The 24,634-nt window shown below is 46.0% G+C and carries 21 protein-coding genes and 1 tRNA gene; 14 read left to right on the top strand and 8 right to left on the bottom strand.

Going from position 1 to position 24,634, the window contains the following annotated elements; all coding sequences use genetic code 11:
- Positions 1-8: 8 nt before the first annotated feature.
- A complete protein-coding gene (locus tag DEU30_RS03595; protein ID WP_016341337.1) occupies positions 9-2,825 on the bottom strand; it encodes a TonB-dependent receptor in 2,817 nt (938 codons plus the stop codon).
- 234 nt (positions 2,826-3,059) lie between these two features.
- On the opposite strand from DEU30_RS03595, the gene katG reads away from it, so the two are divergent.
- Positions 3,060-5,315 carry a catalase/peroxidase HPI gene (gene katG, locus DEU30_RS03590; protein WP_114981257.1) on the top strand — a complete coding sequence of 752 codons (2,256 nt, stop codon included), beginning with the start codon at positions 3,060-3,062 and terminating at the stop codon, positions 5,313-5,315.
- Positions 5,316-5,412: 97 nt separating this feature from the next.
- Here katG and dbpA read toward each other — a convergent pair whose 3' ends face one another.
- The 3 genes from dbpA to DEU30_RS03575 all read right to left on the bottom strand — a co-directional run bounded on the left by dbpA (position 5,413) and on the right by DEU30_RS03575 (position 9,120).
- The gene (gene dbpA / locus DEU30_RS03585) at positions 5,413-6,837 is read right to left on the bottom strand and encodes an ATP-dependent RNA helicase DbpA (RefSeq protein WP_011234659.1); all 1,425 of its coding nucleotides are present in this window, start codon (positions 6,835-6,837) and stop codon (positions 5,413-5,415) included.
- A gap of 86 nt (positions 6,838-6,923) precedes the next feature.
- Positions 6,924-7,796, bottom strand: coding sequence for a DMT family transporter (locus tag DEU30_RS03580; RefSeq protein ID WP_011234658.1), 873 nt, complete (start codon positions 7,794-7,796; stop codon positions 6,924-6,926).
- Between the two features lie 163 nt (positions 7,797-7,959).
- Positions 7,960-9,120 carry a porin gene (locus tag DEU30_RS03575; RefSeq protein ID WP_011234657.1) on the bottom strand — a complete coding sequence of 387 codons (1,161 nt, stop codon included), beginning with the start codon at positions 9,118-9,120 and terminating at the stop codon, positions 7,960-7,962.
- Between the two features lie 312 nt (positions 9,121-9,432).
- Here DEU30_RS03575 and DEU30_RS03570 point away from each other — a divergent pair, with 312 nt between their 5' ends.
- From DEU30_RS03570 to DEU30_RS03545, 6 genes are all read left to right on the top strand, one after another.
- Entirely contained in the window at positions 9,433-10,596 is a 1,164-nt protein-coding gene (locus tag DEU30_RS03570) for an iron-containing alcohol dehydrogenase (protein WP_016341336.1), read from the top strand.
- Positions 10,597-10,607: 11 nt separating this feature from the next.
- Positions 10,608-11,969 (top strand): hypothetical protein, encoded by a 1,362-nt coding sequence (locus DEU30_RS03565; protein ID WP_011234655.1) that lies wholly within the window; start codon positions 10,608-10,610, stop codon positions 11,967-11,969.
- Positions 11,959-13,335, top strand: a complete 1,377-nt coding sequence (locus DEU30_RS03560; protein WP_011234654.1) for a sigma 54-interacting transcriptional regulator — start codon at positions 11,959-11,961, stop codon at positions 13,333-13,335. Before DEU30_RS03565 ends, DEU30_RS03560 begins: the two co-directional genes overlap by 11 nt.
- Positions 13,328-14,776, top strand: coding sequence for an NAD-dependent succinate-semialdehyde dehydrogenase (locus DEU30_RS03555; RefSeq protein ID WP_011234653.1), 1,449 nt, complete (start codon positions 13,328-13,330; stop codon positions 14,774-14,776). Before DEU30_RS03560 ends, DEU30_RS03555 begins: the two co-directional genes overlap by 8 nt.
- A 33-nt stretch (positions 14,777-14,809) precedes the next feature.
- Positions 14,810-15,844 carry a cyclase family protein gene (locus DEU30_RS03550; protein WP_011234652.1) on the top strand — a complete coding sequence of 345 codons (1,035 nt, stop codon included), beginning with the start codon at positions 14,810-14,812 and terminating at the stop codon, positions 15,842-15,844.
- Positions 15,845-16,065: 221 nt separating this feature from the next.
- The gene (locus DEU30_RS03545; RefSeq protein WP_011234651.1) at positions 16,066-16,620 is read left to right on the top strand and encodes a porin; all 555 of its coding nucleotides are present in this window, start codon (positions 16,066-16,068) and stop codon (positions 16,618-16,620) included.
- Between the two features lie 263 nt (positions 16,621-16,883).
- On the opposite strand, the gene DEU30_RS03540 is transcribed toward DEU30_RS03545, so the two are convergent.
- Positions 16,884-16,960: transfer RNA gene (locus tag DEU30_RS03540), tRNA-Val, on the bottom strand.
- A 195-nt stretch (positions 16,961-17,155) separates the two neighbouring features.
- On the opposite strand from DEU30_RS03540, the gene DEU30_RS03535 reads away from it, so the two are divergent.
- Positions 17,156-17,419: a hypothetical protein gene (locus DEU30_RS03535; protein ID WP_011234650.1), complete on the top strand. Its 264-nt coding sequence runs from the start codon at positions 17,156-17,158 to the stop codon at positions 17,417-17,419.
- A gap of 8 nt (positions 17,420-17,427) precedes the next feature.
- On the opposite strand, the gene DEU30_RS03530 is transcribed toward DEU30_RS03535, so the two are convergent.
- The gene (locus DEU30_RS03530) at positions 17,428-18,462 is read right to left on the bottom strand and encodes a DUF3080 domain-containing protein (protein ID WP_011234649.1); all 1,035 of its coding nucleotides are present in this window, start codon (positions 18,460-18,462) and stop codon (positions 17,428-17,430) included.
- A 31-nt stretch (positions 18,463-18,493) separates the two neighbouring features.
- Between DEU30_RS03530 and DEU30_RS03525 the strand changes: the two genes are divergently transcribed.
- Positions 18,494-19,102, top strand: a complete 609-nt coding sequence (locus DEU30_RS03525; RefSeq protein WP_011234648.1) for a riboflavin synthase — start codon at positions 18,494-18,496, stop codon at positions 19,100-19,102.
- Here the strand turns inward: DEU30_RS03525 and DEU30_RS03520 are convergent.
- Together DEU30_RS03520 and DEU30_RS03515 are read right to left on the bottom strand one after the other, a co-directional pair.
- Entirely contained in the window at positions 19,096-19,305 is a 210-nt protein-coding gene (locus DEU30_RS03520; protein WP_011234647.1) for a CPXCG motif-containing cysteine-rich protein, read from the bottom strand. The genes DEU30_RS03525 and DEU30_RS03520 overlap by 7 nt on opposite strands.
- A gap of 33 nt (positions 19,306-19,338) precedes the next feature.
- A complete protein-coding gene (locus DEU30_RS03515; protein ID WP_011234646.1) occupies positions 19,339-20,232 on the bottom strand; it encodes a DMT family transporter in 894 nt (297 codons plus the stop codon).
- A gap of 166 nt (positions 20,233-20,398) precedes the next feature.
- On the opposite strand from DEU30_RS03515, the gene thrS reads away from it, so the two are divergent.
- From thrS to pheS, 5 genes are all read left to right on the top strand, one after another.
- Positions 20,399-22,315 carry a threonine--tRNA ligase gene (gene thrS / locus DEU30_RS03510; protein ID WP_011234645.1) on the top strand — a complete coding sequence of 639 codons (1,917 nt, stop codon included), beginning with the start codon at positions 20,399-20,401 and terminating at the stop codon, positions 22,313-22,315.
- A gap of 19 nt (positions 22,316-22,334) precedes the next feature.
- Positions 22,335-22,880, top strand: coding sequence for a translation initiation factor IF-3 (infC, locus tag DEU30_RS03505; RefSeq protein WP_011234644.1), 546 nt, complete (start codon positions 22,335-22,337; stop codon positions 22,878-22,880).
- 73 nt (positions 22,881-22,953) lie between these two features.
- Positions 22,954-23,151: a 50S ribosomal protein L35 gene (gene rpmI / locus DEU30_RS03500; protein ID WP_011234643.1), complete on the top strand. Its 198-nt coding sequence runs from the start codon at positions 22,954-22,956 to the stop codon at positions 23,149-23,151.
- A gap of 13 nt (positions 23,152-23,164) precedes the next feature.
- Complete coding sequence (gene rplT, locus DEU30_RS03495; protein WP_011234642.1) at positions 23,165-23,518, top strand: 50S ribosomal protein L20; 354 nt, start codon at positions 23,165-23,167, stop codon at positions 23,516-23,518.
- Positions 23,519-23,641: 123 nt separating this feature from the next.
- Entirely contained in the window at positions 23,642-24,622 is a 981-nt protein-coding gene (gene pheS / locus DEU30_RS03490) for a phenylalanine--tRNA ligase subunit alpha (RefSeq protein WP_011234641.1), read from the top strand.
- The last annotated feature ends 12 nt before the right edge of the window (positions 24,623-24,634 follow it).

Genomic DNA, 24,634 nt, shown 5'->3' with positions numbered 1-24,634 from the left:
TTATACTCCTAAAATGCCCACGACAAAGTTGCGTATGTATAACGTCCACGATTTGAATGAACATCGGAAAAGTAACCGAAGCTTTCATCTGCAATGGGCGGGTTTTTATCAGCCAGATTGCGGGCACCGATTCGCAGACTTAAGCCATCGAGTGACTCCTGATTAAAATAGTAGTCGAGATAGATATCGGTTGTGATCCAGCTATCAATTGGCATCATGTCTCCATCCGACGTTGTAACGCTAGTTTCGTAAAAGTCATCAACATAGTTGACTCGTATACCCGCGCCCCAGTTCCCGAGATCCCAGTCTAGACGAGCAAACGAACGCCATTTAGGGTTGCCGTCCATTTGCCGTAAATCACCTGCGCCAACCACCGGAATGTCAATAGGAACGGCAGGGTTACCATTTTCCTGAGCTTCCAGAACAATGGCACTTATAGGGTCCGGGGTTTGCATAAATTTACGCAAGTGAGCTGCATTTAAGGAAAAGTTGAACAACCCAAATGCCTCACTGTTAACTTCATAATTAATACTGATATCGGTGCCGGAAATTTCCCGAACTTCAAGGTTGTCGTACTGATTATTTACGTAAACAACTTCCAGGTCATCGTTACGTATAACGGCTGGATTTGAGCTGCCTTGTGAACGCAGCAGTGAATCATAAAGTAAGTGGGTTTGGCTGTTTAAAATTCCGACAACGTTTTCTTGTTCAATTGTCCAGCGATCGACAGTAATAAGAAAGTTATCGAAAGGGGTAATGGCAAAACCGACATTATAAATTTCGTCGTCTTCTGGTGTGAGTTTGCTATTGCCGCCTCTAATCTCGGTTATGCTGTAGCGGTCATCAATAACAGGATCGGTTCTGGAATTGGTTCGGGAAACACTTTCCTCAACCACCTGAGGTAAGTTAGGTGCGCGGAAACCACCGGAGTACGATGCTCTTAATTGCAACCAGTCCATCGGCAACCAGCTAAGGGCGACTTTAGGTTTGGTTACGCTGCCGACATCGTTAAATCTTTCGTAACGAAGCGCCAGTTGCATATCTATGGTTTCGTGCAGGGGTACCAGGAGTTCAGTATAAGCTGAGAAGACGTTACGACTGCCTTCTGAGTCTGGTGTAAAGCTGCTTCCCAGAACATCGGAGTTGGTCATGAGCTCGCCAGTGACTTGATCGTAGAAAGGGCTAGAGCCATCCAGCAAGTAGTGACGATCATCGGCATAGGCTTCGTAGCGATACTCAACGCCTGCAGCAATACCAATGTCACCTGCGTACCAGGATGTAAGCACAGGGTTTGATAGTTTGAAGTCCCATTGCGCTAGTTCGCTGGTACTGTCGCGGGTTATGTCTTCGGTCAGCCCGGCTATAACCTCAGCTGAGTTATAGACTGACGTGCCGTTATTTAGGTTATCCGGGTTACCGCCAATAAATGGATTATAAGCTTCTTCTATATTGGTTGAGTTAATTGCCTCTTGCAGCGCACTCACGTGGATGCGGTTATAACCCGTATCCAGTGTGTCGGCTCTGGAATAGAGCAGGGCGGATTCCCATTCCCACTGTTCTGAGTAACCTTTTATGCCTCCCAGTAGACGGTAACTGGAGTCTTCAACTTCTATTCTTCTTGGGTCGACATCCATTGGCCGTATGTTGCGTAATGTTACGGTTTCGCCAAATGGGTTGTAAGCGGCATCTTCGCTAATAGTGAAGCGCTGCGCGGTAAGATTGGCATTTTGTTCGCGACGACGCTTGGATAGCGCCTCGTAGTACAAGGCCTCGCCAAAAAGCTCTAAGTTAGGCGCAAGAGAATGTGTGTAATAAGCAAATAGGTTTACCCGGTCTATTGCCGAGGTCATGCTCTGATCCTGAGCTGAGTCGTAACGCATATCTCTGGGAATCGAGCCTTCGGCAGCACAGACTCCATCAGACAAAGTTTGAAAGCAATCACCCATAGATTCCGGGCGAATATGGAAACGGCCAATATTTTCACCATCGTATATTGCCCAGGGGCTGGATAACGAACGGTTGTCTAATTGGGTATCACCGACAAAAGCCTCTGGTATTCTGTCGTTAAAACGACGGTCTTCGCTGGCTGAATATGAGCGCTCATTGGCGCCGATTTCATCACGGGTGTAATAAGCGAAAGACAGACTTAAATGGCTTTTATTGTCGTTAAAAAATACGCCGGTTGAACCGCTGGCAAGGTACTGTTGCATTGAAGTTCCTTCAGCGTTGCCGGCGCTCAGGTTTAACTGAGTTTGAGTGACTTCTTTTTTCAGCACATAATTAACGACACCAGCTACGGCATCGGTTCCATAAAGTGCCGAGGCACCATCACGAAGTACTTCAAGTCGTCTTAAGCCGGTTACCGGAAGCGTGTTTGAGTTTACCGTGGTAACAGGAACAAAGTTCTCGGTCTGGGTTCCCGGGTGCAAAACCAGGCGACGACCGTTGAGCAGAGTTAAGGTATTACCTGTGCCTATGCCTCGCAAGTTAATGGAAGCGACATCGCCACGTGCATCATTAACGCCACCAATAGATCGCTCGTTGTTAAAACTGATATCGCCCACTTGAGGAATAGAGCGAAGCAGCTCATCCCCAGTAACAGCGCCTGTATTAATGATGTCATCTGAATCGAGGATAGTCACCGGGAGTCGTCCGGCAGCTTGCGCCCCCCGAATATTACTGCCTACCACAGTAATTTTCTCTATAGCTTCCTCGTCATCTTTATTGCGCTCTTGCTGCATAGCCAGAGCCTGCGGTTGGAGAGCAAACGAACTTAAAGCGGCAAGAGTACAGAGTGATAAGTAGCTTTTTCTGTGTTTATTCATAATAAAACCTACACTGTTTTAACAATTAACTTAGTTGTAGGTATATACCCAGATCGTTATTTTTACCTCAATTTTTAAACATTCTTAACATATTTATGACTCAAATTTTTGGGTCAAGACTGACAATCCGATTATGGCAATCTATTTTTCGAGCCTATCTGAGCCCCCTAAAACACTGCGTTTGTTTTATATTACTGACGCACTTATTGTGTCTAACGAAAAGGGTAATTAATCATGTTTAAGAAAACAGTACCTTTACTTTCCGCTGTAGCGATTGCGATATCGTTTTCAGCCGGAACGGGTGTTGCAAATGCTCAGGAAAACGCATCTTATGAGGTGAATTCTCCAGAGCCTAAGTCGAACGATTTCTGGTGGCCAAATAAGCTCAATTTAGAGCCATTGCGTCAACATAGTCCTGAATCAGACCCTTACGGCGATGATTTTGATTATGCCGAAGCCTTCAGTCAGCTTGACCTTGAGCAGGTTAAAAAAGACATTGAAGAGCTGATGACCTCTGATCAGGACTGGTGGCCAGCCGACTACGGTCATTATGGTCCATTCTTTATTCGTATGGCCTGGCATGGTGCCGGAACCTACCGGGTTCAGGATGGCCGCGGCGGTGCGGCAGGCGCTCAGCAACGTTTTGAACCTTTGAACAGCTGGCCGGATAACGTCAGTCTGGATAAAGCGCGCCGTCTGTTATGGCCGGTCAAACAGAAATACGGAAGAGATATTTCATGGGCTGACTTGATGGTGCTAACCGGTAACGTTGCGCTTGAGTCTATGGGTTTCGAAACTTTTGGTTTTGCCGGCGGACGTGAAGATGCCTGGGAACCTGATATTGTTTACTGGGGCCCCGAAAAAGAATGGTTAAAGGGTGATGAGCGTTATTCAGGCGATCGCGAACTTGAAAACCCTCTGGCCGCTGTTCAGATGGGTCTGATTTATGTTAACCCCGAAGGCCCTAACGGCAAGCCTGATCCTTTACTGGCTGCGAAGGACATCCGTGACACCTTTGGCCGCATGGCAATGAACGACGAAGAAACCGTTGCTCTGATTGCCGGTGGACATACCTTTGGTAAGGCACATGGTGCGCACAAGCCAGAAGAATGTTTAGGCGCGGAACCCGCGGCTGCAGGTGTTGAAGAGCAAGGTCTGGGCTGGAAAAATAAATGTGGTAAAGGTAACGCCGAAGATACCATTACCAGTGGTTTAGAGGGGGCGTGGTCAGTGAACCCGACAGCCTGGACAACTCAGTATCTGGATAACCTGTTTGGTTTTGAGTGGGAACAGACTAAGAGTCCAGCCGGTGCTATTCAGTGGATCCCTGTTGATGGTCAGGCGTCTAATTTAGTTCCTGATGCTCACGTTGAAGGCAAGCGTCACGCACCTATTATGTTTACGACGGATCTTTCGCTAAAAGAAGACCCTGAGTATCGCAAAATTGCTAAACGCTTCCATGAAGACCCTAAAGAGTTTGAACTGGCGTTCGCAAAAGCCTGGTTCAAATTGACGCACCGCGATATGGGGCCTAAACAGCGTTATCTTGGTGATATGGCTCCGCAGGAAGATCTTCTGTGGCAGGATCCAATTCCTGCAGTCGATTTTGAACTGATTAACGAGAATGACGTTGAGCAGCTTAAGGTTGCAATTCTGGACTCAGGCCTTAGCGTGCCTCAGTTAGTTCGTACGGCCTGGGCTTCGGCATCAAGCTTCCGCGGTACTGACATGCGTGGCGGTGCTAACGGCGCTCGTATTGCATTAGAGCCTCAGATGAACTGGGAAGCGAACAACCCGGCTGAGCTTAAGAAAGTGCTGGATACGCTGAAAGGCGTTCAGGAAGACTTTAATGATGAGCTGTCCGGCGACAAGTACGTGTCTTTGGCTGATGTTATCGTTTTAGGCGGCGCTGCGGCTATTGAAAAAGCGGGGAAAGATGCCGGTTACGATGTGACGGTACCTTTTGAGCCGGGTCGTACTGATGCCTCTCAGGAAATGACGGACGTTAACTCGTTCTCGTTCCTTGAGCCTAAAGCTGACGCATTCCGCAACTACTATGCTGAAGGCAACCGTGTTTCACCAGCTCAGCATATGGTAGATAAAGCTGACCAGCTAACCTTAACGGTACCGGAAATGACGGTATTAGTGGGTGGCTTACGTTCGCTGGACGCTAATTATAACGACAGTGATCATGGTGTTTTCACAGACCAGCCGGGCACGTTGAATAATGACTTTTTCGTTAACCTGCTAAGCATGGATAACGAATGGAAAAAGTCATCGGACAACGAAGCGATATACGAAGGCTTTGATCGTAAAACTGGAGAACAGAAATATACTGCTACGACGGTTGATCTGATTTTCGGTTCAAACTCTGAATTGCGTGCTGTTGCAGAAGTGTATGCAATGAGTGATGCAGACGAGAAGTTTGTTAACGACTTTGTTCAGGCATGGACGAAAGTCATGCAGTTAGATCGCTTTGATCTGAAATAATAGTTAAGCGTGTGAGCGGTGGTATTCTCTTCAGAACGAAGAGAGTATCACCGCTTTTTACATTGTCATTTAAGAGAGCAGGCTGAGACACCGCGAATTAAAGTACTTTTGCCCGAAACTTCTTACCTTTTATTTTATTATTATTGATAAGCCCTAAAGCGTGCTTAGCCAAACGGGAGTTTACCGCAACAAAACCAAAGGTACTTTCCAGCTTTATTTTTCCAATGTCGTCAGCACTTAAAACGTTATCCTTCGTTAGGGCGCCAACAATGTCACCCGGTCTCAACTTGTCCTTTTTCCCGCCACTGACTTGTATGGTCGACATATTGGCTTTCAACGGTCTATTGTTAGACAGCGCTGGCGCAGGTTTTACCTGAATGGGTTCGGCAAAAGTATCCTCAAGCAAGCGCATTTTATAATCATCTTTTTCCGCAATTAAGGTTATTGCGACGCCTTCTTTGCCCGCGCGTCCAGTACGACCTATGCGGTGGGTATGAGTGTCTAAATCATGAGCCATATTAACGCTAATCACTAAATCAAGTTCGGCGATATCCAGCCCACGGGAAGCGACATCGGTTGCAATGAGTACGCGAGCACTGCCATTACTAAATTGTATAATCGCCTGATCGCGATCTTTTTGTTCAAGCTCACCATGCAGAGCCAATACGCTGAATTTATTGGCCCGAAGTGTGTTAAAAATGTCTTTTACTTCGTTCTTGGTGTTGCAGAAAACCAGACAGTTTTCGGGTTGATGATCGCCCAGTAAATTCATTACCAGCTGTGCGCTGTCTTCATTATTCATGGCATAAAAGAGCTGCTCAATTTGCGGCTTTGCCTGCTCTTGAATGGCCTCAATATTTCTAGCCTTAGTTGTCACCTGTTCTGCTAAGGCAGCGATATTTTTAGGGTAGGTGGCACTGAATAATAGTGTCTGTCGTGTTTTTGGAATGTGTTTAACGATGGCGTTCAGGCTGTCCTGAAATCCCATTTCTAACATTCGGTCGGCTTCATCAAGAACCAGAGTCGTCAACATAGACAAATCAACATTGCGCTGCTCAAGATGATCAAGTACCCGCCCGGGTGTGCCAACTAAAACATGAGCGCCATGCTCAAGCGAGTTGGTCTGAATACGTGATGGCTCGCCACCGCACAGGGTCAGTATTTTGATATTAAGCATTGACTTAGCCAGCTTACGAACCTCGTCAGCAACCTGATGGGCGAGTTCACGAGTAGGGCACAATACCAACGCCTGTGGCGAAAAGCTTTTTGCCTCCAGCTTTGCCAGCAAAGTCAGCGCAAAAGCGGTGGTTTTTCCTGAACCGGTATCAGCGCGAACAACGGCGTCGGTGTTATTTAAAATGACCGGCAAGCTTAAGGACTGCACCGGTGTCATTTGTTGGTAACCAATTTCATCAAGCCGTGTCAGTAACGCTGGCGGCAGGTTCAGTTGATTAAAGTGAAGGAGTTCAGGTGAAGTCTCAGAAGTGTTATCCGAGATATTTTCAGGCGTATTTATAGGCATTAAAGGGGCCACTTTCTGTGTCAGGTTTCTGTGGTTATTGTAACAGGGTTCCGGACAAATACACTGAGGTAATCTGAGCAAAAGCTTCACTGTTTGCTCGAATAAACACCCAGCGCAGTGACCGTAGCCAGTATTATCAGCATTCCTAGTACCTGCGTGTAAGCCAGCACCTCACCTAAAATAATCACGCCGAATAGCGCTGCCGTAACGGGTTCTATTGTCGCCACTATAGATGCCAGCGCGGGCAATGTTCTTCTCAGCCCAATAATATAAAGAATAAATGATGCGCCACCGCCCAGTACTCCGAGAATAGCAAAGAGCGGCCAGTCTGCTGAGTTCACGACTCTGCCGGCTTCCTCTATATCAATTAATGTCCCCAGAGCCAGTGTCAGGGTAGAAAATGCGATTGCAAGAACCGCCTGCGGACTACCTTGCCTGGCGGCGTATTTAAAGCCAAAAATAAAAAGCGCCAGTGACATACCTGAAAGAAGTCCGGCTATGACGCCTATAGGAGTAATACCACTGCTGTCGATTTGATACACACGGGTGAGCAATACGACACCAGCCATGACTAACAATATTGCAGCACATTTGCTTAACGTGGGGCGTTCAATTTTAATAGCGAAAGAAATTAGGTAAACAAATATGGGGGCGCAATACATGAGTGTCGCTGCAACGGCAACGCTGCTCTCAGAAATACTGAAGAAATAAAAAGCGAAATTTCCGGAGACCCCAAACCCGGCGATGATAGACCACAACCATAACTTACCGTTAGTGAACCCACTATTGCGAGGTCTTAAAACCAACCACATCAGCACAAATATAAGCCCGACAGCACCCCGGCAAAAAGATACTAAAACGGCATTCCAATCGTCGTTGATTAGAATGCCGGCTATTCCGCCGGACAGTCCCCAGAACAGCGCCGCTGACGCCACCAGTATGATGCCTGAATTCGTCATTGCTTCGGTCAACTTCTGTTGGAGTGCTGAATGAACCTAAAGTATTGAATTTAGAAGACAGGAAGGAGATTTTCAAATGGTGCTTAGCTACTAAACTGCCAGTTTGACAGTCATTGCTCTGAAAGCGCGAGCAGTGACTGTCTATTGAAAATAATGCTAATGATTAAAATGACAGCGCAAAGCCGATACTGAAAGCTTCGTTTTTAATGCTTTGGTTCATGTGGTTTTCTGCTTCTAGCGCCGACACTTCAGCCGAAACCGTAAAAATTTCCCATAAGGTGTGATAAACGGCAGCGCTGACTTTTGTTTGTTGTTTGACTTGCTCTAAGCTGTCTACGCCAGCTAAGTCCACTTTTGACGTGCCATAATTCAGGCCAACTTTGGTTGCACCAAATTGATGGGTTAGCTGTGTAAACCAGCCTGAACTGTCGCGTGGACTGCCGTTGATGTCAGCAGCATCAATTAATAAGCCATAATAGCCCAGGCCTGACGCATCAAAAGCTGAGAGTGATAACCGAGTGTCATCAAGCTGAATGGCGGCAGTGATATCGATTCCTTTTGCATTGTAATCATCAAGTGAGGTACTGACCTTTTGATTATAGAAAGTTGTTGAAATAAACCCGTAATCGTAGTTATAGCGAAGCCGTCCATGAAGTCCAGGGCGTTCAGAACCTGAATCGCCAACATAACCATTACCGCCGAAACTGACAGAATCTAAAGGTTGAAAAATGCCGATATCAGCGTGGAAGTTTTCTCCTAGTTCACGACTGTATGTAATTTGAGAAAGTCGGTCGGCAAAAATATAGCCATAGCCCGCGGCACCCAACGAGGTATTTAATGGGCTGCGAATTGAGGCCGGCGCACCGACACCGCTCAATGCCATATCCTCTAAAACGACATCAATGCCAAATACTCCATAGCCGCGTCCGACTTTTAACGTTCCGACATCGTCATTTCCTACTGTAAAATACGCTCGGTAAGCCCGATTGTCTCCGTTGCCGTTAAAGGCACTGTTATCAGTAGATCCTGGCTCAATTGCTAAAAATGCTTTTATATCGAAATCATGTGTCTGAGTTGTTGCTGAGAATTGAAAGCTGGAGGGGCTGTATCCATTTGATACTGACGTAGCATCTTCACCAATACATAGCAGCGCGTTTCCTGCGACGGTATTATCAGAGTCGTCACAGCTTGCGTATACCGCATGTGCATTGATGTAGCCGTTAAAGTTGAAATCCCAGTCCGGAGTTGTCTGCGCTGCTGAGCTTCCACTGATTAACATTCCTGCAATACTTAGCGACCGGTAAATAGTGTATTTGTTATTCATTTTTATAATCCCTGGTTTTTTATTATTTGACTAATGTCAGCGGTTTGAGTAGCAATGCTTGTGCCAAACGGTGGGCTTCGAGTAACTCTATGTTTTTTATGATTTTTTAATGTATTTACATTTAACTATTTGATGAAATATCTCATCAAATATTGGTGTATTGATGATTTAATTCATCAAGATATTTTAATTTCAGCAGGTGAAGTCACGTAAAGTAATTTAAAAACAAAGGGTTATATAATTTTGTTGTGAGTGGTACGGGTTTTGCTACAGTTTATTGACATAACTTGAAGGTATAGATGAAGGAAATCTATGACAGCTAATAGCGTACAGGTTTTTAAAACGGCGGGACGATTGCTTACCGGCTCAGGAGCAAGTAACCAGCTATTTTCCGAGATGTGCAGGCTTAACTTGAGGCATCCCTTAATTGTGACGGATAAAGGCGTACTTGATGCCGGGCTAATCCAACCTATTGTTGCCGAACTTAAAAGTCAGGGCATTACGGGTATTGTTATTTACTCTGAGATATCAGCGGAGCCAGAAACCCATGTCGTTGAATCGTGCCGTGACGTTTTCATTAATGAAAGCTGTGATGGGATTATTGGAATTGGTGGCGGCAGTGCAATGGATACCGCAAAAGCCGTTGCGGTATATCAAAGTGAGAAGAGAGCTTTGAACGAACTGTTTGGCGAGAACAATTGTGCGCGGCGAACCGTGCCTTTAATTTGTTTACCGACCACCGCAGGAACAGGCTCCGAAGTCACTAATATATCCATCCTGTCAGACGTAGAGGCACAACTGAAAAAGGGGATTGTCAGCGATGAACTGCTGCCGGATGTGGCGATTGTTGCACCGGAATTGACGCAGAGTTGCCCGCCATCTGTAACGGCAGCAAGTGGCATTGATGCATTGGTGCACGCCGTAGAAAGTTATATTTCTAATTTTGCTTCAGATATCACCCGGGCGTTATCAGTAGGCGCCATAAAAATGATCGTCAACGCCTTGCCCGATGCTTATCGACGTCCTGACGATCTCGACGCAAGAGAGCGTATGGCTACCGGTAGCTTAATGGCTGGGTTGGCATTCGGAAATGCAGGAGTTGGTGCAGTACATGCCTTGGCTTATCCCCTGGGCGGGCGTTATCACTTGTCGCATGGGGTTAGTAATGCACTGATGTTCACTCACGTCATGCGCTGGAATCTATCATCCTGCCCAAATGATTTTCTCAATATCGCGCTGGCGATGGGGGCCGAGGCAACGATTAGCGAAGCCGACGCAGGAGACTTCGTTATTGAGAAACTTGAATCCCTCTGCCGGGCTGTCGAAATTCCGGGCGGATTAAGAGAGTTTGGTATTGAACGCAGTGATCTGCGTTCAATAGCTGAAGCGGCGAGTGGTGTGACTCGTTTATTGAGAAATAATCCTCGTGAACTTAGCGTCGATGATATCGAAGCAATTTATCAGGCCGCTTACTAAAAGGACTCATTATGTCGTTATGGAAACAACGAAAAGACGGGGCTGAAGCACCTTTCTGGCCTATGGGACCATTCAAGGTCAGATTGCCATTTCTGCACTATCGCTTTGAGTGGCCAGACTATCTGCAGGGATTATTAATGTGCGCCGTCGATTTGGCGGCAATATCGTTAATGACCGAATTACTGGGAATGCCATTTGAAGCGGCATTAGCGGTTGTTTTGATTAATGGCGCGTTTTATTTGTTGCACCATTTATTGGGCGACCCTGTTGTTCCAGGATGGATAACGCCCGCTATTCCTTTATTGATGATGTACGTATCGACCTTTCCGGAGGGGGAAGCGAGAGTGCATGCTTTGATAGCGTTTCAGATGATGCTGGGACTTTTTGCTATTGGGCTGGGAGCATCCGGTGTTGCAAAACGGGTAGTACAGCTTATTCCCAGTGCTATAAAAGCTGGGATCATCATGGGCTCCGGATTAGCTGCGGTAGCGGTAGTATTTGAGGAGGGAGGCCGTTTCGAATCCTATCCGTTTACTATCTCAATTGCGGTTGGCATTGCTTTTTATCTTATTTTTTCACGTCATTTTGCGACGGTTCAGAATAAACACTGGGTTCTTCGTGCACTGGGTAAGCTCGGCATTTTTCCCATTATCGCTTTGGCTATTGTGATTGCACCACTGGCTTCAGAAGCTCCATGGCCAGATATCGAATGGGGCATAACATCACCTGACTTCGCAACCTTATTCGCGCATTACACCGTTTTTGGTGTCGGGCTACCGCCTCTCAGTATGTTTTTAACTGCCATACCAACGGTGCTGGCAGCTTATATTGTGCTGTTCGGCGATGTGTTACAGAGCAAAGCTATTCTGGCGGAAGCAGATGAGATGCGTCAGGACGAAAAAATTGATTACAACGCCGATCGCGCGCATCTCATTTTTGGTGCCCGCAACTTTGGTATGAGTATTATTGGCCCTGATGTTGCGATGTGCGGACCGTTATGGGCGGCAATGCATGTGGTAATTGTTGAGCGCTTTAAAAAAGGGCGGAAAGCTATGGACTCCATTTTTGGAGGCGCGGGTTCTTTTCGCTGGGGAACCAATACCGGCCTTTTACTTCTGCCGGTGGTTAGCTTAGTTCAACCGATTCTGGGAATTGCTTTAGCTCTGACTTTGCTTATACAAGGCTACGTCAGCGTTCGTATTGGCATTCAGGAAGCAAAAACGGAACGCGACCTGGGCATAGCTGGAATTATCGGGGCAATTCTTGTAGTTAAAGGAGCAACCTGGGCTTTCGCTGCAGGGCTGCTGTTATGTTTTTTGCTATATGGCTGGCGTTTGCGCGCACCTAAAAAGGAGCAGAGCGATGTTCGGTAGCGATAGGTTACAGCGTGTATTAGATGCGATGAGCGACGGTGTTTATATCACCGATGGTAACGGCATTACGATAACGGTTAATACGGCTTATGAGCGTATTACCGGTATTCCGAAGGAAAAGCTTCGGGGGTTACATATGTCCGAAGTTGTGAAGCGTGGCTATATTTCGCGCTCGGTATCTTTGGAGGTTTTGAAAGAAAGAAGACCTGTTACTTTGACGCAGGACGTAAGTAAAGAGCACCAAATTTTAGTTTCTGGTACACCAATGTTCGACTCCGACGGGCGTATTGAATACATCGTTACCACGGTTCGGGATGTCACTGAGCTGCTAAAAGCTAAAAGAGCGCAGGAAAAGCTGGAACAGTTACTGAGCTTACGAGAGCAATATGGGGCTTCTGTTTCAACCGATGGCCATAAAGAGCCTTTTGTCATTAGTCGGCAAATGAGAGCTTGCTATGATCTCGCAAAACGAGTCGCAAGCTCCTCTGCAAAAGTGTTGCTACAGGGAGAAACAGGTACCGGGAAAACACTGCTTGCACGGACTATTCATAGTTACAGCAATGTCGCTAACGGGCCTTTTATTGAATTAAATTGTGCCGCGATGCCAGAATCTCTGCTTGAGTCTGAGTTATTTGGTTATGCTTCCGGGGCGTTCACCGGAGCCTCAGAGAAAGGCAAGACAGGGTTACTTGAGGCGGCTAATAATGGCACTTTGTTTCTTGATGAAATTGGTGATTTGCCACTAACTCTTCAAGCCAAGTTACTTAAAGTTATTGATGAGAAGCGGTTTTTACCGGTCGGCGCGACATCGTTTAAGCAAACGAACTTTCGGTTAATTTCTGCAACACATCATGACTTAAAGAAACTTGTTGCCGAAAGTCATTTTCGGGAAGACTTGTTATACCGATTAAGTGTGGTACCGATTGAACTGCCTCCCCTGCGAGAAAGGATGGAAGAAATCCCCGTACTGCTTGAACATTATCTCAACCATTTCAATGAAAACTATGAGCTGGACTGTCGTTGGCATGCGGATGTGATTGCTCGTCTTAAACAATATGAATGGCCGGGCAATATTCGCGAGCTGATTAACCTGACAGAACGATTAATGGTGACTTCTGAACAGTCGCTGATCACAACGGCTCAGTTACCTATAGAAATAGCAACTGACAGGCCGTTAGGGCGTGAAGGTTGCTCGCTAAAAGAGCAGGTAGAGATGCTTGAGAAGAAAGTAATTGAAGAGGCGTTATTGATACACGGTACGACGCGGGCGGCAGCCAGCGCTCTGGGAGTTGATCAGTCGACTTTAGTTAAAAAACAAAAACGCTGGCGCATAGAACAAAAAAGGGACTTACCGAACGATGAATAATGAACAAGTTTTACAGCCCGATAATGTGGAGTTAATAAAAAACAGCCGGGTTGGCACGTCAACAAAAAGCTCAATAGCTGTTGATGATCCTGCAACTGGACATGTGATAGGTCACGTACCCGATTTAACACCGAGGCAAATTTTACGTGCTATAGAGTCTGCGGAAACCGCTTTTTACAAGTGGAGAGACGTTCCTCTCAGAGAGCGATGCGAGAAGCTGTTCCGCTGGTATCAACTCATGCATGAAAAGGAAGAGGAGCTTGCTGGCATTTTGACCAGTGAGCAGGGTAAACCATTATCTGAGTCGCGAGGCGAGATACGTTACGCAGCAAGTTACATTCAATGGTATGCGCAGCCAAGCCTGCAAGACCAGGGGAGCGTTCTGCCGTACTCGTCAATCGATGAATCGATGATAGTTATTACTGAGCCGGTAGGTGTTTGTGCTGCGATAACACCCTGGAATTTTCCTGCGGCGATGATCACGCGAAAAGTTGCGCCGGCACTGGCGGCTGGTTGCACAATGTTGGTGAAACCAGCTCTTGAAACCCCACTGACAGCAATTGCAATTGCTGAGTTAGCGATACAGGCGGGGATTCCCGAAGGTGTTTTAAGCATTGTAACCGGCGACGGGGAGGCTATTGGCAAAATATTCAGTGAAAGTGCCGTGGTCAGAAAGTTAAGTTTTACCGGCTCAACTCGAGTCGGGCGTTTACTTATGGCTTCATCAGCTTCAACGATTAAGCGACTCTCACTTGAACTCGGCGGAAATGCGCCTTTTATTGTTTGTGAAACCGCAGATGTCGAGCGTGCAGTGCAAGGAGCTATCCAATCAAAATTTCGCAATGCGGGGCAGACCTGCGTATGTGCCAATGCCTTTTACATTCATACCAAAGTTTATGATGAGTTTACTGAGAAGTTCATCGCCTGCGTGAATCAACTCATGTTGGGTAACGGCAAAAATGAGTCCGTCGATATTGGTCCATTGATTAATGAAAATGCACTCGAAAAAGTGGAGCAGATAGTCGCAGATGCAGTAAAAAAAGGTGCCGTAATCGCCTGCGGCGGAGAGCGGTGGGTAAACTCAGAGCGTTGGTATTACCCGACTGTGTTACTCAATGCTGATAGCTCTATGCGTTGTGTGAATGAAGAAATTTTCGGGCCTGTTGCACCTATTGTTCGATACAACGATGAGACAGCTTTATTAGAAGAACTCAGACAGCAACAAACCGGATTAGCTGCTTATTTTTACAGCCAGAACTTAGGACAGGTTAACCGTCTTTCGAGAGCTCTTGAAGTTGGAATGATTGGTGTTAATAGCGGCGTTATATCTGACGCGGCAGTGCCTTTTGGCGGCGTTAAATCGTCGGGGATAGGCCGTGAGGGCGGGCGTCATGGAATTGAAGAATATTTGGAAACTAAGTACATCAAACTTAGTTATTAATATAAGCGTTAGAACAACAAAAAAGGAAGAACAATGAAAACTATAAAATCAGTACTATCAATGGCTTTAGCTACCGCACTTATGAGTGCCTCGGGAGTTTCGTTGGCTCAGACCAGCGATATTGAAAACCTTCAAAAAGATATGCCCAAAAACTGGGGGAAATGGGGCGATGACGATCAACTTGGAGCCCTTAACTACCTTGATGAAAAACAGGCCTTACGTGGTATAAAAGCCGTTCGTTCAGGTGAAACTTTTACGTTGCAACTGCCGATTACTCATGGAGTGGGACCTGTGTTCCCGGGACGCGTTCCGGCTATGCACTTCATGACGCAGGACGAGAGTATGTACAGCGTAAATAAGCTGGATGAGCTGGCCGGTGGCGTTAAGTACTCAGACGATGCAGTTTTTATGTACTTACAGGGCACGACGCACATGGATGCACTAGGTCACGCCTGGTATGGCGATAAAGTATACGGCGGGGTATCAGCCGATAGCACAGTGCATGGACATGATCATGTTGATGTCGGTGTATTAGCTGAACACGGTATTGTTGGCCGCGGAGTACTGCTGGATGTCGGGCATTTGAAAGGTGGTGACGTAGGACGGCTGGCACCGGGCTCATGCATTACGTTACAAGACTTGAAAGATACGGCAGAAGCGCAGGATGTAACCGTTGAAAAACGCGATATTTTGTTAATAAGAACAGGATCTGTAGGGCGTTTCTATCAGGAGGAACCAGATGCTGAGTGGAGCGCAACAACAGAGCCCGGCCTGTGTTATAGCAAAGACCTGATCAAATGGATTGATAATATGGAGATACCCGTGATTGCGGCTGATAACCTGGCAGTTGAACTTGTACCGCAAAAGATTGAAGGTAAAGATTATGTGATCCCGCTGCATGGGGCGCTTATTCGGGACTTAGGTGTGGTGTTGAGTGAGCTTTACTGGCTGGACGATTTAGCTGCAGATAGCCTTGAAGACGGTCAATATACCTTTATGTTTACTGCCGCGCCTTTAAAAATGGAGCGAGGCTCGGGTTCTCCAATTAATCCTATCGTTATTAAGTAGCTTTTCACTCGAGAGTATGCAGGTATATCTACCCGCATACTCTCTTTGCTTTTTGTCGTAAAAAATGTCGATAATCATATGATTATCAACTAAAAAACAACAAAAAATATAAGTTTATTTCGTTATTATTACATACATTGCTTCGCTGAATGAAGCAGTGCTGCCTGGCAGCTCGGAAGTAGTAAGTGCGGGACACGCACGACATAACGGAGTATTAAAGAATGAAAAAAGCAGTATTAGCTACACTTATCGGCGCCGCGTTATTTAGTGGTGCAACTTTAGCCGCAGACCAAGGTTCTGACTTTGATCGCGTAGAAGCACGCTACATTGACGCTAGTGATTTTGATGGCGATGCTTTCGGTCTTAATGGTCGTGTAATGCTTGACGAGTCTATTTACTTGACGGGCGATTACATCCACACTAGTGACCACGGTCTTTCATCTGACCAAGCTCTAGTTGGTGTTGGTTATAAGCATGACTTTACTGAGCAGCTTGCGGGTTTTGTCGATGCTAACCTAGCTTATGCGGATGCTTCTGGTATTGATGATGATTATGGTTATGCAGTGCAAGCTGGTGCTGTTTATCGTTTAAACGAAGCGGTTGAATTTGGCGGTTTAGTTCGTCACCTCGACATCTATGAAGATGATTACCAACAATTTGAATTGTCTGCTCGTTGGTACATTAACAGCTCATTCAGCTTAAGTGCAGCTTATGTAGATGGTTTTGACAGCGATACAGATGATAGCTATTTCATTGGCGCTGCTTGGCACTTCTAAGCAATCCAGTTAAACCTGCTGCCTGTCGTTTTAGACGGGCGGCAAAATTTACCCTAAAAACTTCCCTTACCTTCTTAAAGCCCGCGCTAGTTAAACTTCGATACAAACAATGTTTCATTTCAATTAAGAAATTCACAGACAGAACCTGTCCAGGCTTTAGTCGTTGTGTTTCCATTAAAGTCAAAGTAAATGAATAAAACTTGGGGGTATTTTAATTAACAGAGTAAAAGTATTTTTCTATGGGTTAAGCCGGGCGCTTAGAATGGTGCGTCCGAGTAGACTCGAACTACCGACCTCTGCCATGTCAAGGCAGCGCTCTAACCAACTGAGCTACGGACGCACTTTATGGGGAATGTCGTTAACGACGGGCGGTATATTAGTGATTTGCGCTCACAGGTGCAAGTGATTTTTTACTAAATGCATTTGTTTGTCGAAATTCTATTCAGCTTTGAATAACTGCGCTTACCTTCTTAAGAAGGCTTTTGCTAGAATGTTCACTACACTCAGTTTTTACTGACGAAAAAGAGGTGGTTAAATGTTTACTTTTTTACGAGTAATACGTGCCGTTGCAGGGCTTCTTTTTTTGGCGACCATCGCCGGCATTATTGCACAGCTCGCTTTTAATATATTACATGTCGATATTTTGATGCGCTCTTCCGTCATTGTTGTTATGGCGGGGGCTCTACATGCCGCGTTCTGGCTTTGGGTCTTTATTGGCTTACGGTACGTTATCAATGAAATTCATCAAAAAGAGCAGGGTACGCCACACCCTGGCCTAACTAAACACTGGCATCTTTAAGCGAACCGCTAATCCAGCCCTGGTGTAAAGTCACAGGCACTATAGAATTTTTGCCATGGGCGTACAAAATGCACTGATGCATCGGTTAGCTTTTTACTGAGTGTACCGAGTTCTGCAATGTAAGCTTTTAGCTCCGGTTGAGGGGCTATACCTGCGAGGTTCTCCAGAGTCATGAGTAAGCGCTGATGCTGTTCAATCAATTCTGCTATGTCACTTTGCATTTCTTTGAGGTAAATGGCGTTAAAAGCTTCTTTTAGTGCTAATGCGTCATCTGGCACTTTTCCATTTTGACAATAAACTGACTTAGGAACTTCAGGCAGCAGCTCGGTCATTTTCTCCAGTTTATAAGAGTAATCTAGCATAGTACGGAACAAGTCAGGAAGGTAGTCACTGCGCTCTAAACGACCGAGCATCTCTATTAGCTCATCGGGGGCATCTGCTTCTTTTGTGTAGCTCCAACGCTCTAAAATGCGGGTAAATCGCTCCAGCGCATTCACAGCGTAGTTGTACTCCGTCACATGTATTTTAGGTAACGAATTATTACCAACAGACAGAGCTTTTCTCAGCCCGTCGTCACGAGCGAAAGCATTTGCCAGGCTGTTCTGCAGTTGAGATTCCTTATGCACTAATGCTTCTTTCAATTTATCTTTAACATTGGTTGATTCAGGATGCTCAATGCATTTCTTCAGTGCCTGAATCATATTCAGGTCAGCATGATAGCGGCTAAACCCATCTTTTAGCTTTCCCAGTGAACTGTTGTTTTCAGCAATTAGCTGGCCTAACTGACAGTGATTAAGCCGAAGACTTTCCAGTAAGCCCATGCTTCTCCGCTCAATATTTCGGGTTAGTGGGCGCTTGCCCGGATACTGGAGCTGAGGTTTGGGGGCTTCTATTGAGTTATTGGGGAGTTTTAGTGTACTTTGGACACGGCTATGCAGTGCATCTGCGTATTCCGTTAGACCCTGGTCATCTGAGCAGGCCGATAACCCTAAAGCGACTAACGCATAGCCAAAAGAGCGGAAAATCAGTACACTTCGCTTCATTGTATTATTCCTTGCAATAAGGTTCTTATCGATGTTTACCGGTATAGTTCAAACCCAAGCTACGATATTTTCAGTCTCCGACCAAGGATCTTTTCGACATCTGGTTGTTAAAACTGAACCCCAATTTCTGCAAAACCTGGCTATTGGTGCAAGTATTGCCATAAATGGTTGTTGTTTAACTGTGGTTGAATTTAGCGATACTGAGGTGCACTTTGACGTTATTGATGAAACCCTGCGACTAACAAATTTAGGGCTGTTAGGAGAGGGAGACAAGGTTAATTTGGAGCGGTCACTAAAAGTGGGCGATGAAATTGGCGGGCATGCAGTTTCAGGTCATATTCACTGCCAGGGCAAAGTGAATAAAATTGACACCTCTGAGAATAACGTTGCTATGTGGATAGAACTACCAGAGCAATATACCCCGTACTTGTTTGCCAAAGGGTTTATTGCGGTTAACGGCGCCAGTTTGACGGTAGGTCAGGTTGAAGCTAATTGCTTTAGTCTGCATTTAATTCCGGAAACTTTGCGCCTGACCAATTTGGAATCAACGCAGGTGGGTGACAGTCTGAATATTGAACTTGATCAGCAAACCATCACTATTGTTGAAACAGTTGAGCGTGTGCTGGCTAAACGTCAGTAAAACTGCTCATCGTTACCATCTACTTTCACCCGTGCCTGCTGGTTAACTTCATCAACTTGTAACTGAACATGAATGAGGTCACCGCAGGCAGCACATTCTTCCTGATAATCCTGATTTCCCTCTGAGGCATCAATATCTAAAAAGGTATTGTGCCCACAGTGCGGGCATTTCACCGGCACACTTTGTAAGTTTTCTTCGTTCATAATTCACTCGTCACTATAAAGTCCTGCTTGTAACTATAGAAATAAAATACTGATTCCGCCCAATGCGATTAAAGCTCCGGTTATGGAACGCGAGGTAATTCGTTGTTTTTTCAGTAAAGAAATCGGTATCAAAAAGAGTGGTGCGGTGGAGAGTAAAGTCTGGGTAAGGCCCGGGTTGATATTGGCGATAGAAATTTGTTGTAACCAAATAGCCAGGAACGTACCGAACACAATGGCGCCGAGTAGCGGCAAAGGGTTAATAGAGCGAACTTGTTTTATGATTGCGTTGTACGCGCCTCGTTTCGAAAGTCCGACAATTATGGCGAGTAAAAAGGAGCCGGCGGCAAGACGCACAAATGCCGCATCAATAGCGTTTACGCTGGATTGCTTTAGCACCGCAAAAGCCATGACTAAACCGGTAGCCTGACAGAGTGCGGCGCCGCAGCCGAAGAATATACCTGATAATGAAAGCGCAGGCTGTTTGTCTGGGGCTTTTTCAGTAACGACCCACAGAACACCGCTTAAGGTTATGACCGCACCGGTAATTTCAATGGTGGATAAACCGTCACTTAAAAACGCCCAGGCCATGAATGCAGCTATTGGTGGTGCCAGATATTCCAGCAACATAGCGTGCCAGGGGCCTAAACGGCGCAGTGCAGCAAAATGACAACTGTCGCCAATGGTAATACCTATAATGCCGCTTAGGGCGAGTAACCACAGGCTAGAGCTTAGCTCTAATGAGTTACCCAGCAACAAACTCATTATCAAAAGCAGGGGAGTGGCAACAACGCCTTTAACTAAGTTCATTTGTAAGGGCGAGAAGTGGCTACCGGCACGGTGGTACAACACGGTGGCGACAGCCCAGAAGGCAGCTGCTAATAAAGCGGCAAGTTGCCCGGTTAATTCTCCAGTAATGTCTGATGTCAAAACAGGCTCGGCGGTTGCTCAAATGTAAGCGGTCGATTATAGTAGCCTCTAGCGTTCGATGGTACCGAACGCAAAAATTTCGTAGGTTTTTTCTATAAAGCAGATAAAACCAAAATAGAGCACGTGGCACTTGGTAGGTGTCACCACTGGTTGGAAAGGAAGTTTCATGCCTGTAATTACTCTCCCTGACGGAAGTCAACGTGAATTCGATAAACCTGTAAGCATTATGGAAGTTGCCGCCGATATCGGTGCTGGCCTTGCGAAAGCAACAGTTGCCGGCCGTATTGACGGTGAGCTGGTTGATGCCTGTGAACTCATTGAACATGATGCCCGTATTGAAATTGTGACACCAAAAGATGACGACGGCGTACACATTATTCGCCACTCTTGTGCTCATTTAATGGGGCATGCTGTTAAACAGATGTGGCCAGACGCAAAAATGGCAATAGGTCCCGTCATTGATAACGGTTTTTACTACGATATTGATGTTGATCACACCTTCACTCAGGAAGACCTTGAGAAAATTGAAAAGCGGATGAAAGAACTGGCTAAAACGGAATATGCCGTTGTAAAGAAAAAAGCCAGCTGGAAAGAAGCCCGTGAAACTTTCGTAGAACGCCATGAACCCTACAAAATAGAGATTCTGGACGAAGACATCCCGACCGATGCAACGCCAGGGCTCTATCACCACGAAGAATACATCGACATGTGCCGTGGTCCGCATGTACCCAACATGAAGTTTTGCCAGCATTTTAAAATTATGAAAATGGCCGGTGCATACTGGCGTGGTGATTCTGACAACAAAATGCTGCAGCGTATATACGGTACGGCCTGGGCAGATAAAAAACAGCTAAAAGCCTATTTGCAGCGTCTAGAAGAAGCAGAAAAACGCGATCACCGTAAAATTGCTAAAGCTCAGGATTTATTTCATTGGCAGGAAGAAGCGCCGGGTATGGTGTTCTGGCACCACAACGGTTGGACCATTTTCCGTGAGTTAGAAACTTACATTCGCGAAAAAATGCGCGAATACGAATATCAGGAAGTTAAAGGTCCTATGATGATGGACCGGGTGCTGTGGGAGAAATCAGGTCACTGGGAGAAATTCTCAGAACTTATGTTTACCACCTCATCGGAAAACCGCGAGTATGCCGTTAAGCCTATGAACTGCCCGGGGCACGTTCAAATTTTCAATCAGGGCTTAAAGTCGTACCGCGACTTACCATTACGTATGGCTGAATTTGGTAGCTGTCACCGTAATGAACCATCTGGTGCTTTGCACGGTCTGATGCGTGTTCGAGGTTTTACACAAGATGATGCACACATTTTCTGTACCGAACAACAGGTTCAGGAAGAAGTCGCTGGTTGTATCAAAATGGTGTACGAAACCTACAAAACCTTTGGTTTTGAGAACATCGATGTGAAGCTGTCTACCCGCCCGGAAAAGCGCTTAGGCGACGATGCTACATGGGATCGCTCGGAGACAGCATTAGCTCAGGCTTTGAAAAATAATGACATCGATTTTTCGTATTTGCCGGGTGAAGGTGCCTTTTATGGTCCGAAAATAGAATTTACTTTGTTCGATTGTCTGGGCAGAGCGTGGCAATGTGGTACAATACAGCTCGATTTTGCGTTGCCAGGGCGTTTAGGTGCCACATACGTAGGCGAAGATAACGAGCGACACACGCCAGTTATGATTCACCGCGCTATTTTGGGATCACTTGAACGTTTCATGGGTATTCTCATTGAAGAGTACGCAGGGCACTTCCCATTGTGGTTGTCGCCAACGCAAGTTGTATTAATGAATATCACGGATAATCAAAGCGATTATGTACGAAAAGTTGTCAAAACCCTGAACGAAAAGGGAATTCGTGCATCAGCCGACTTGAGAAATGAGAAGATAGGCTTTAAAATCCGTGAACACACATTAAAACGTGTTCCATATTTACTGGTTGTCGGCGATAAAGAAGTCGAAGCTGGTGAGGTTGCGGTACGTACACGTGGTGGTGAAGACTTGGGCAAATTCCCGTTAGAAGACTTCATTACTCGTGTAGAGGACGAAGTCCGTACTCGCAAAATTGATTAATTGTTTGGAGGAATAAACCATTAAAGGCGGAAAAAGAACTCAGAAAGCTGCAGATAAAAACCGTATCAACGAACAAATTACAGGCGTTGATGAAGTTCGCTTAATCGGAACCGATGGTGAACAAGCTGGTGTCGTCAGTATTAACGAGGCTCTTGATGCAGCAGCGGAAGCTGGTGTTGATTTGGTGGAGATGAGCCCTAACGCAGAACCACCAGTCTGCCGCTTGATGGATTACGGCAAGTTCCTCTTTGAAAAGAGTAAAGAACAGAAAGAGCAGAAGAAAAAACAGAAACAGATTCAGGTCAAGGAAGTTAAGTTCCGACCTGGTACTGATGAGGGCGACTACCAGGTAAAACTGCGCAACCTGCGTCGTTTCCTCGAGGGAGGTGACAAAACTAAAGTCACTATCCGTTTCCGTGGCCGGGAAATGGCACACCAAGAGTTGGGCATTGAATTGCTGAATCGCGTTAAAAACGATTTAGAAGAAATCTCAATTGTTGAGTCGTTCCCAAGACGTGCCGAAGGGCGCCAGATGATTATGGTCTTGGCACCCAACAAGAAGTGATCGTGGTTTACAAGTAGTCTGATTGTCAGGCTCACCCTTTCACACTTTTATCAACAATGCGGAGTTTAATTTCATGCCAAAAATGAAATCGAACAAGGGCGCTTCCAAGCGCTTTAAAAAGACTGCTTCTGGTGGTTTTAAGTGCAAGCAATCTCACTTGCGTCACATTCTGACTAAGAAGAGCCCTAAGCGTAAGCGTCAGCTTCGCGCTAAGAGCATGGTCCATGAGGCCGACGTTAAATTAGTCGTTCGCATGTTACCGTACGCATAAGGAGAGATAGCAAATGGCACGAGTAAAACGTGGTGTAATCGCGAGAGCGCGTCACAAAAAAGTCCTGAAGCAGGCGAAAGGTTATTATGGTGCCCGTAGTCGCGTTTATCGCGTAGCGGTCCAGGCAGTAACTAAAGCAGGTCAATATGCATACCGTGACCGTCGCAACAAAAAACGTCAATTCCGTCAATTGTGGATTGTTCGTATCAATGCTGCGGCTCGTCAAAACGGTCTGTCTTACAGCCGCTTTATCAATGGTCTGAAAAAAGCATCTATTGAAATCGATCGTAAAATCTTAGCCGATATCGCTGTTCATGATCAAAACGGTTTTGCCGCTTTGGTTGAGAAAGCAAAAGGCGCACTGTAATTATTCAAAACCTTTATGGGTTCGAATAAACAGATTTAGAAGGGAGCCAATTGGCTCCCTTTTTCATTGAAAATTCGCTATCATAGCGCCTTTATTATTTATCTTGTGTTGTTGAGGGATACGATGCAGCTAGAGCAAATTGTTGAGCAGGCTGAATCGGCCATTGCGGCCGCAGATTCACCGACTGCGTTAGACGAAGTCCGCGTCGAGTATATGGGCAAGAAAGGGCAGCTCACTGAGCTTTTAAAAGGCTTAGGTAAGTTAGATCCGTCTGAGCGCCGGGAAGCCGGACAAAAAATTAATGAAGCCAAGCAACAAGTTCAGACCAGTATCAATGCTCGTAAAGAGCTATTGAAAGCGGCTGAATTAGCGCAAAAGCTGGAAGCGGAACGCATAGACGTTACTTTACCCGGACGGCATTCAGCGGTAGGCGGTGTGCATCCGGTTACTCAGACGATTCGCCGCATTGAGCAGTTTTTTGGTGATTTAGGCTTTAGCGTAAAAGAAGGCCCGGAAGTAGAAGACGGTTTTCATAACTTTGATGCGTTGAATATTCCGGCGAATCATCCGGCACGAGCCGACCACGATACGTTTTATTTTACCCCCTCAACAATGCTGCGTACGCAAACTTCTGGTGTACAAATTCGTACTATGGAAAATGAAAAACCGCCACTGCGGATCATTTCTCCAGGAAGGGTTTACCGGAATGACTACGACCAGACCCACACACCGATGTTTCATCAGGTTGAAGGGTTAATGGTTGATACCGACGTCAGCTTTACCCAATTAAAAGGAATTTTAGAAGACTTCCTGAATCACTTTTTCGAAGAGTCGCTGACGGTGCGTTTCAGACCTTCGTACTTCCCATTTACCGAACCTTCGGCAGAAGTTGATGTCATGGGTAAAGATGGTAAATGGCTAGAAGTTTTAGGTTGCGGCATGGTGCACCCAAACGTGTTGAAGGCGGTAGGCATTGATTCGGAAAAGTACACCGGCTTTGCGTTTGGTATGGGCGTTGAACGTCTTACCATGTTGCGCTACGGCGTGAATGACTTACGTGCGTTCTTCGAGAACGATCTGCGTTTCCTCAAACAATTTAACTAACGGGCAGTAAGC

It is taken from the genome of Idiomarina sp. 017G (genome assembly GCF_004362265.1).
GTDB classification, from domain to species: Bacteria; Pseudomonadota; Gammaproteobacteria; order Enterobacterales; family Alteromonadaceae; genus Idiomarina; species Idiomarina loihiensis.
This window is presented reverse-complemented; position numbering and strand designations above follow the sequence as displayed.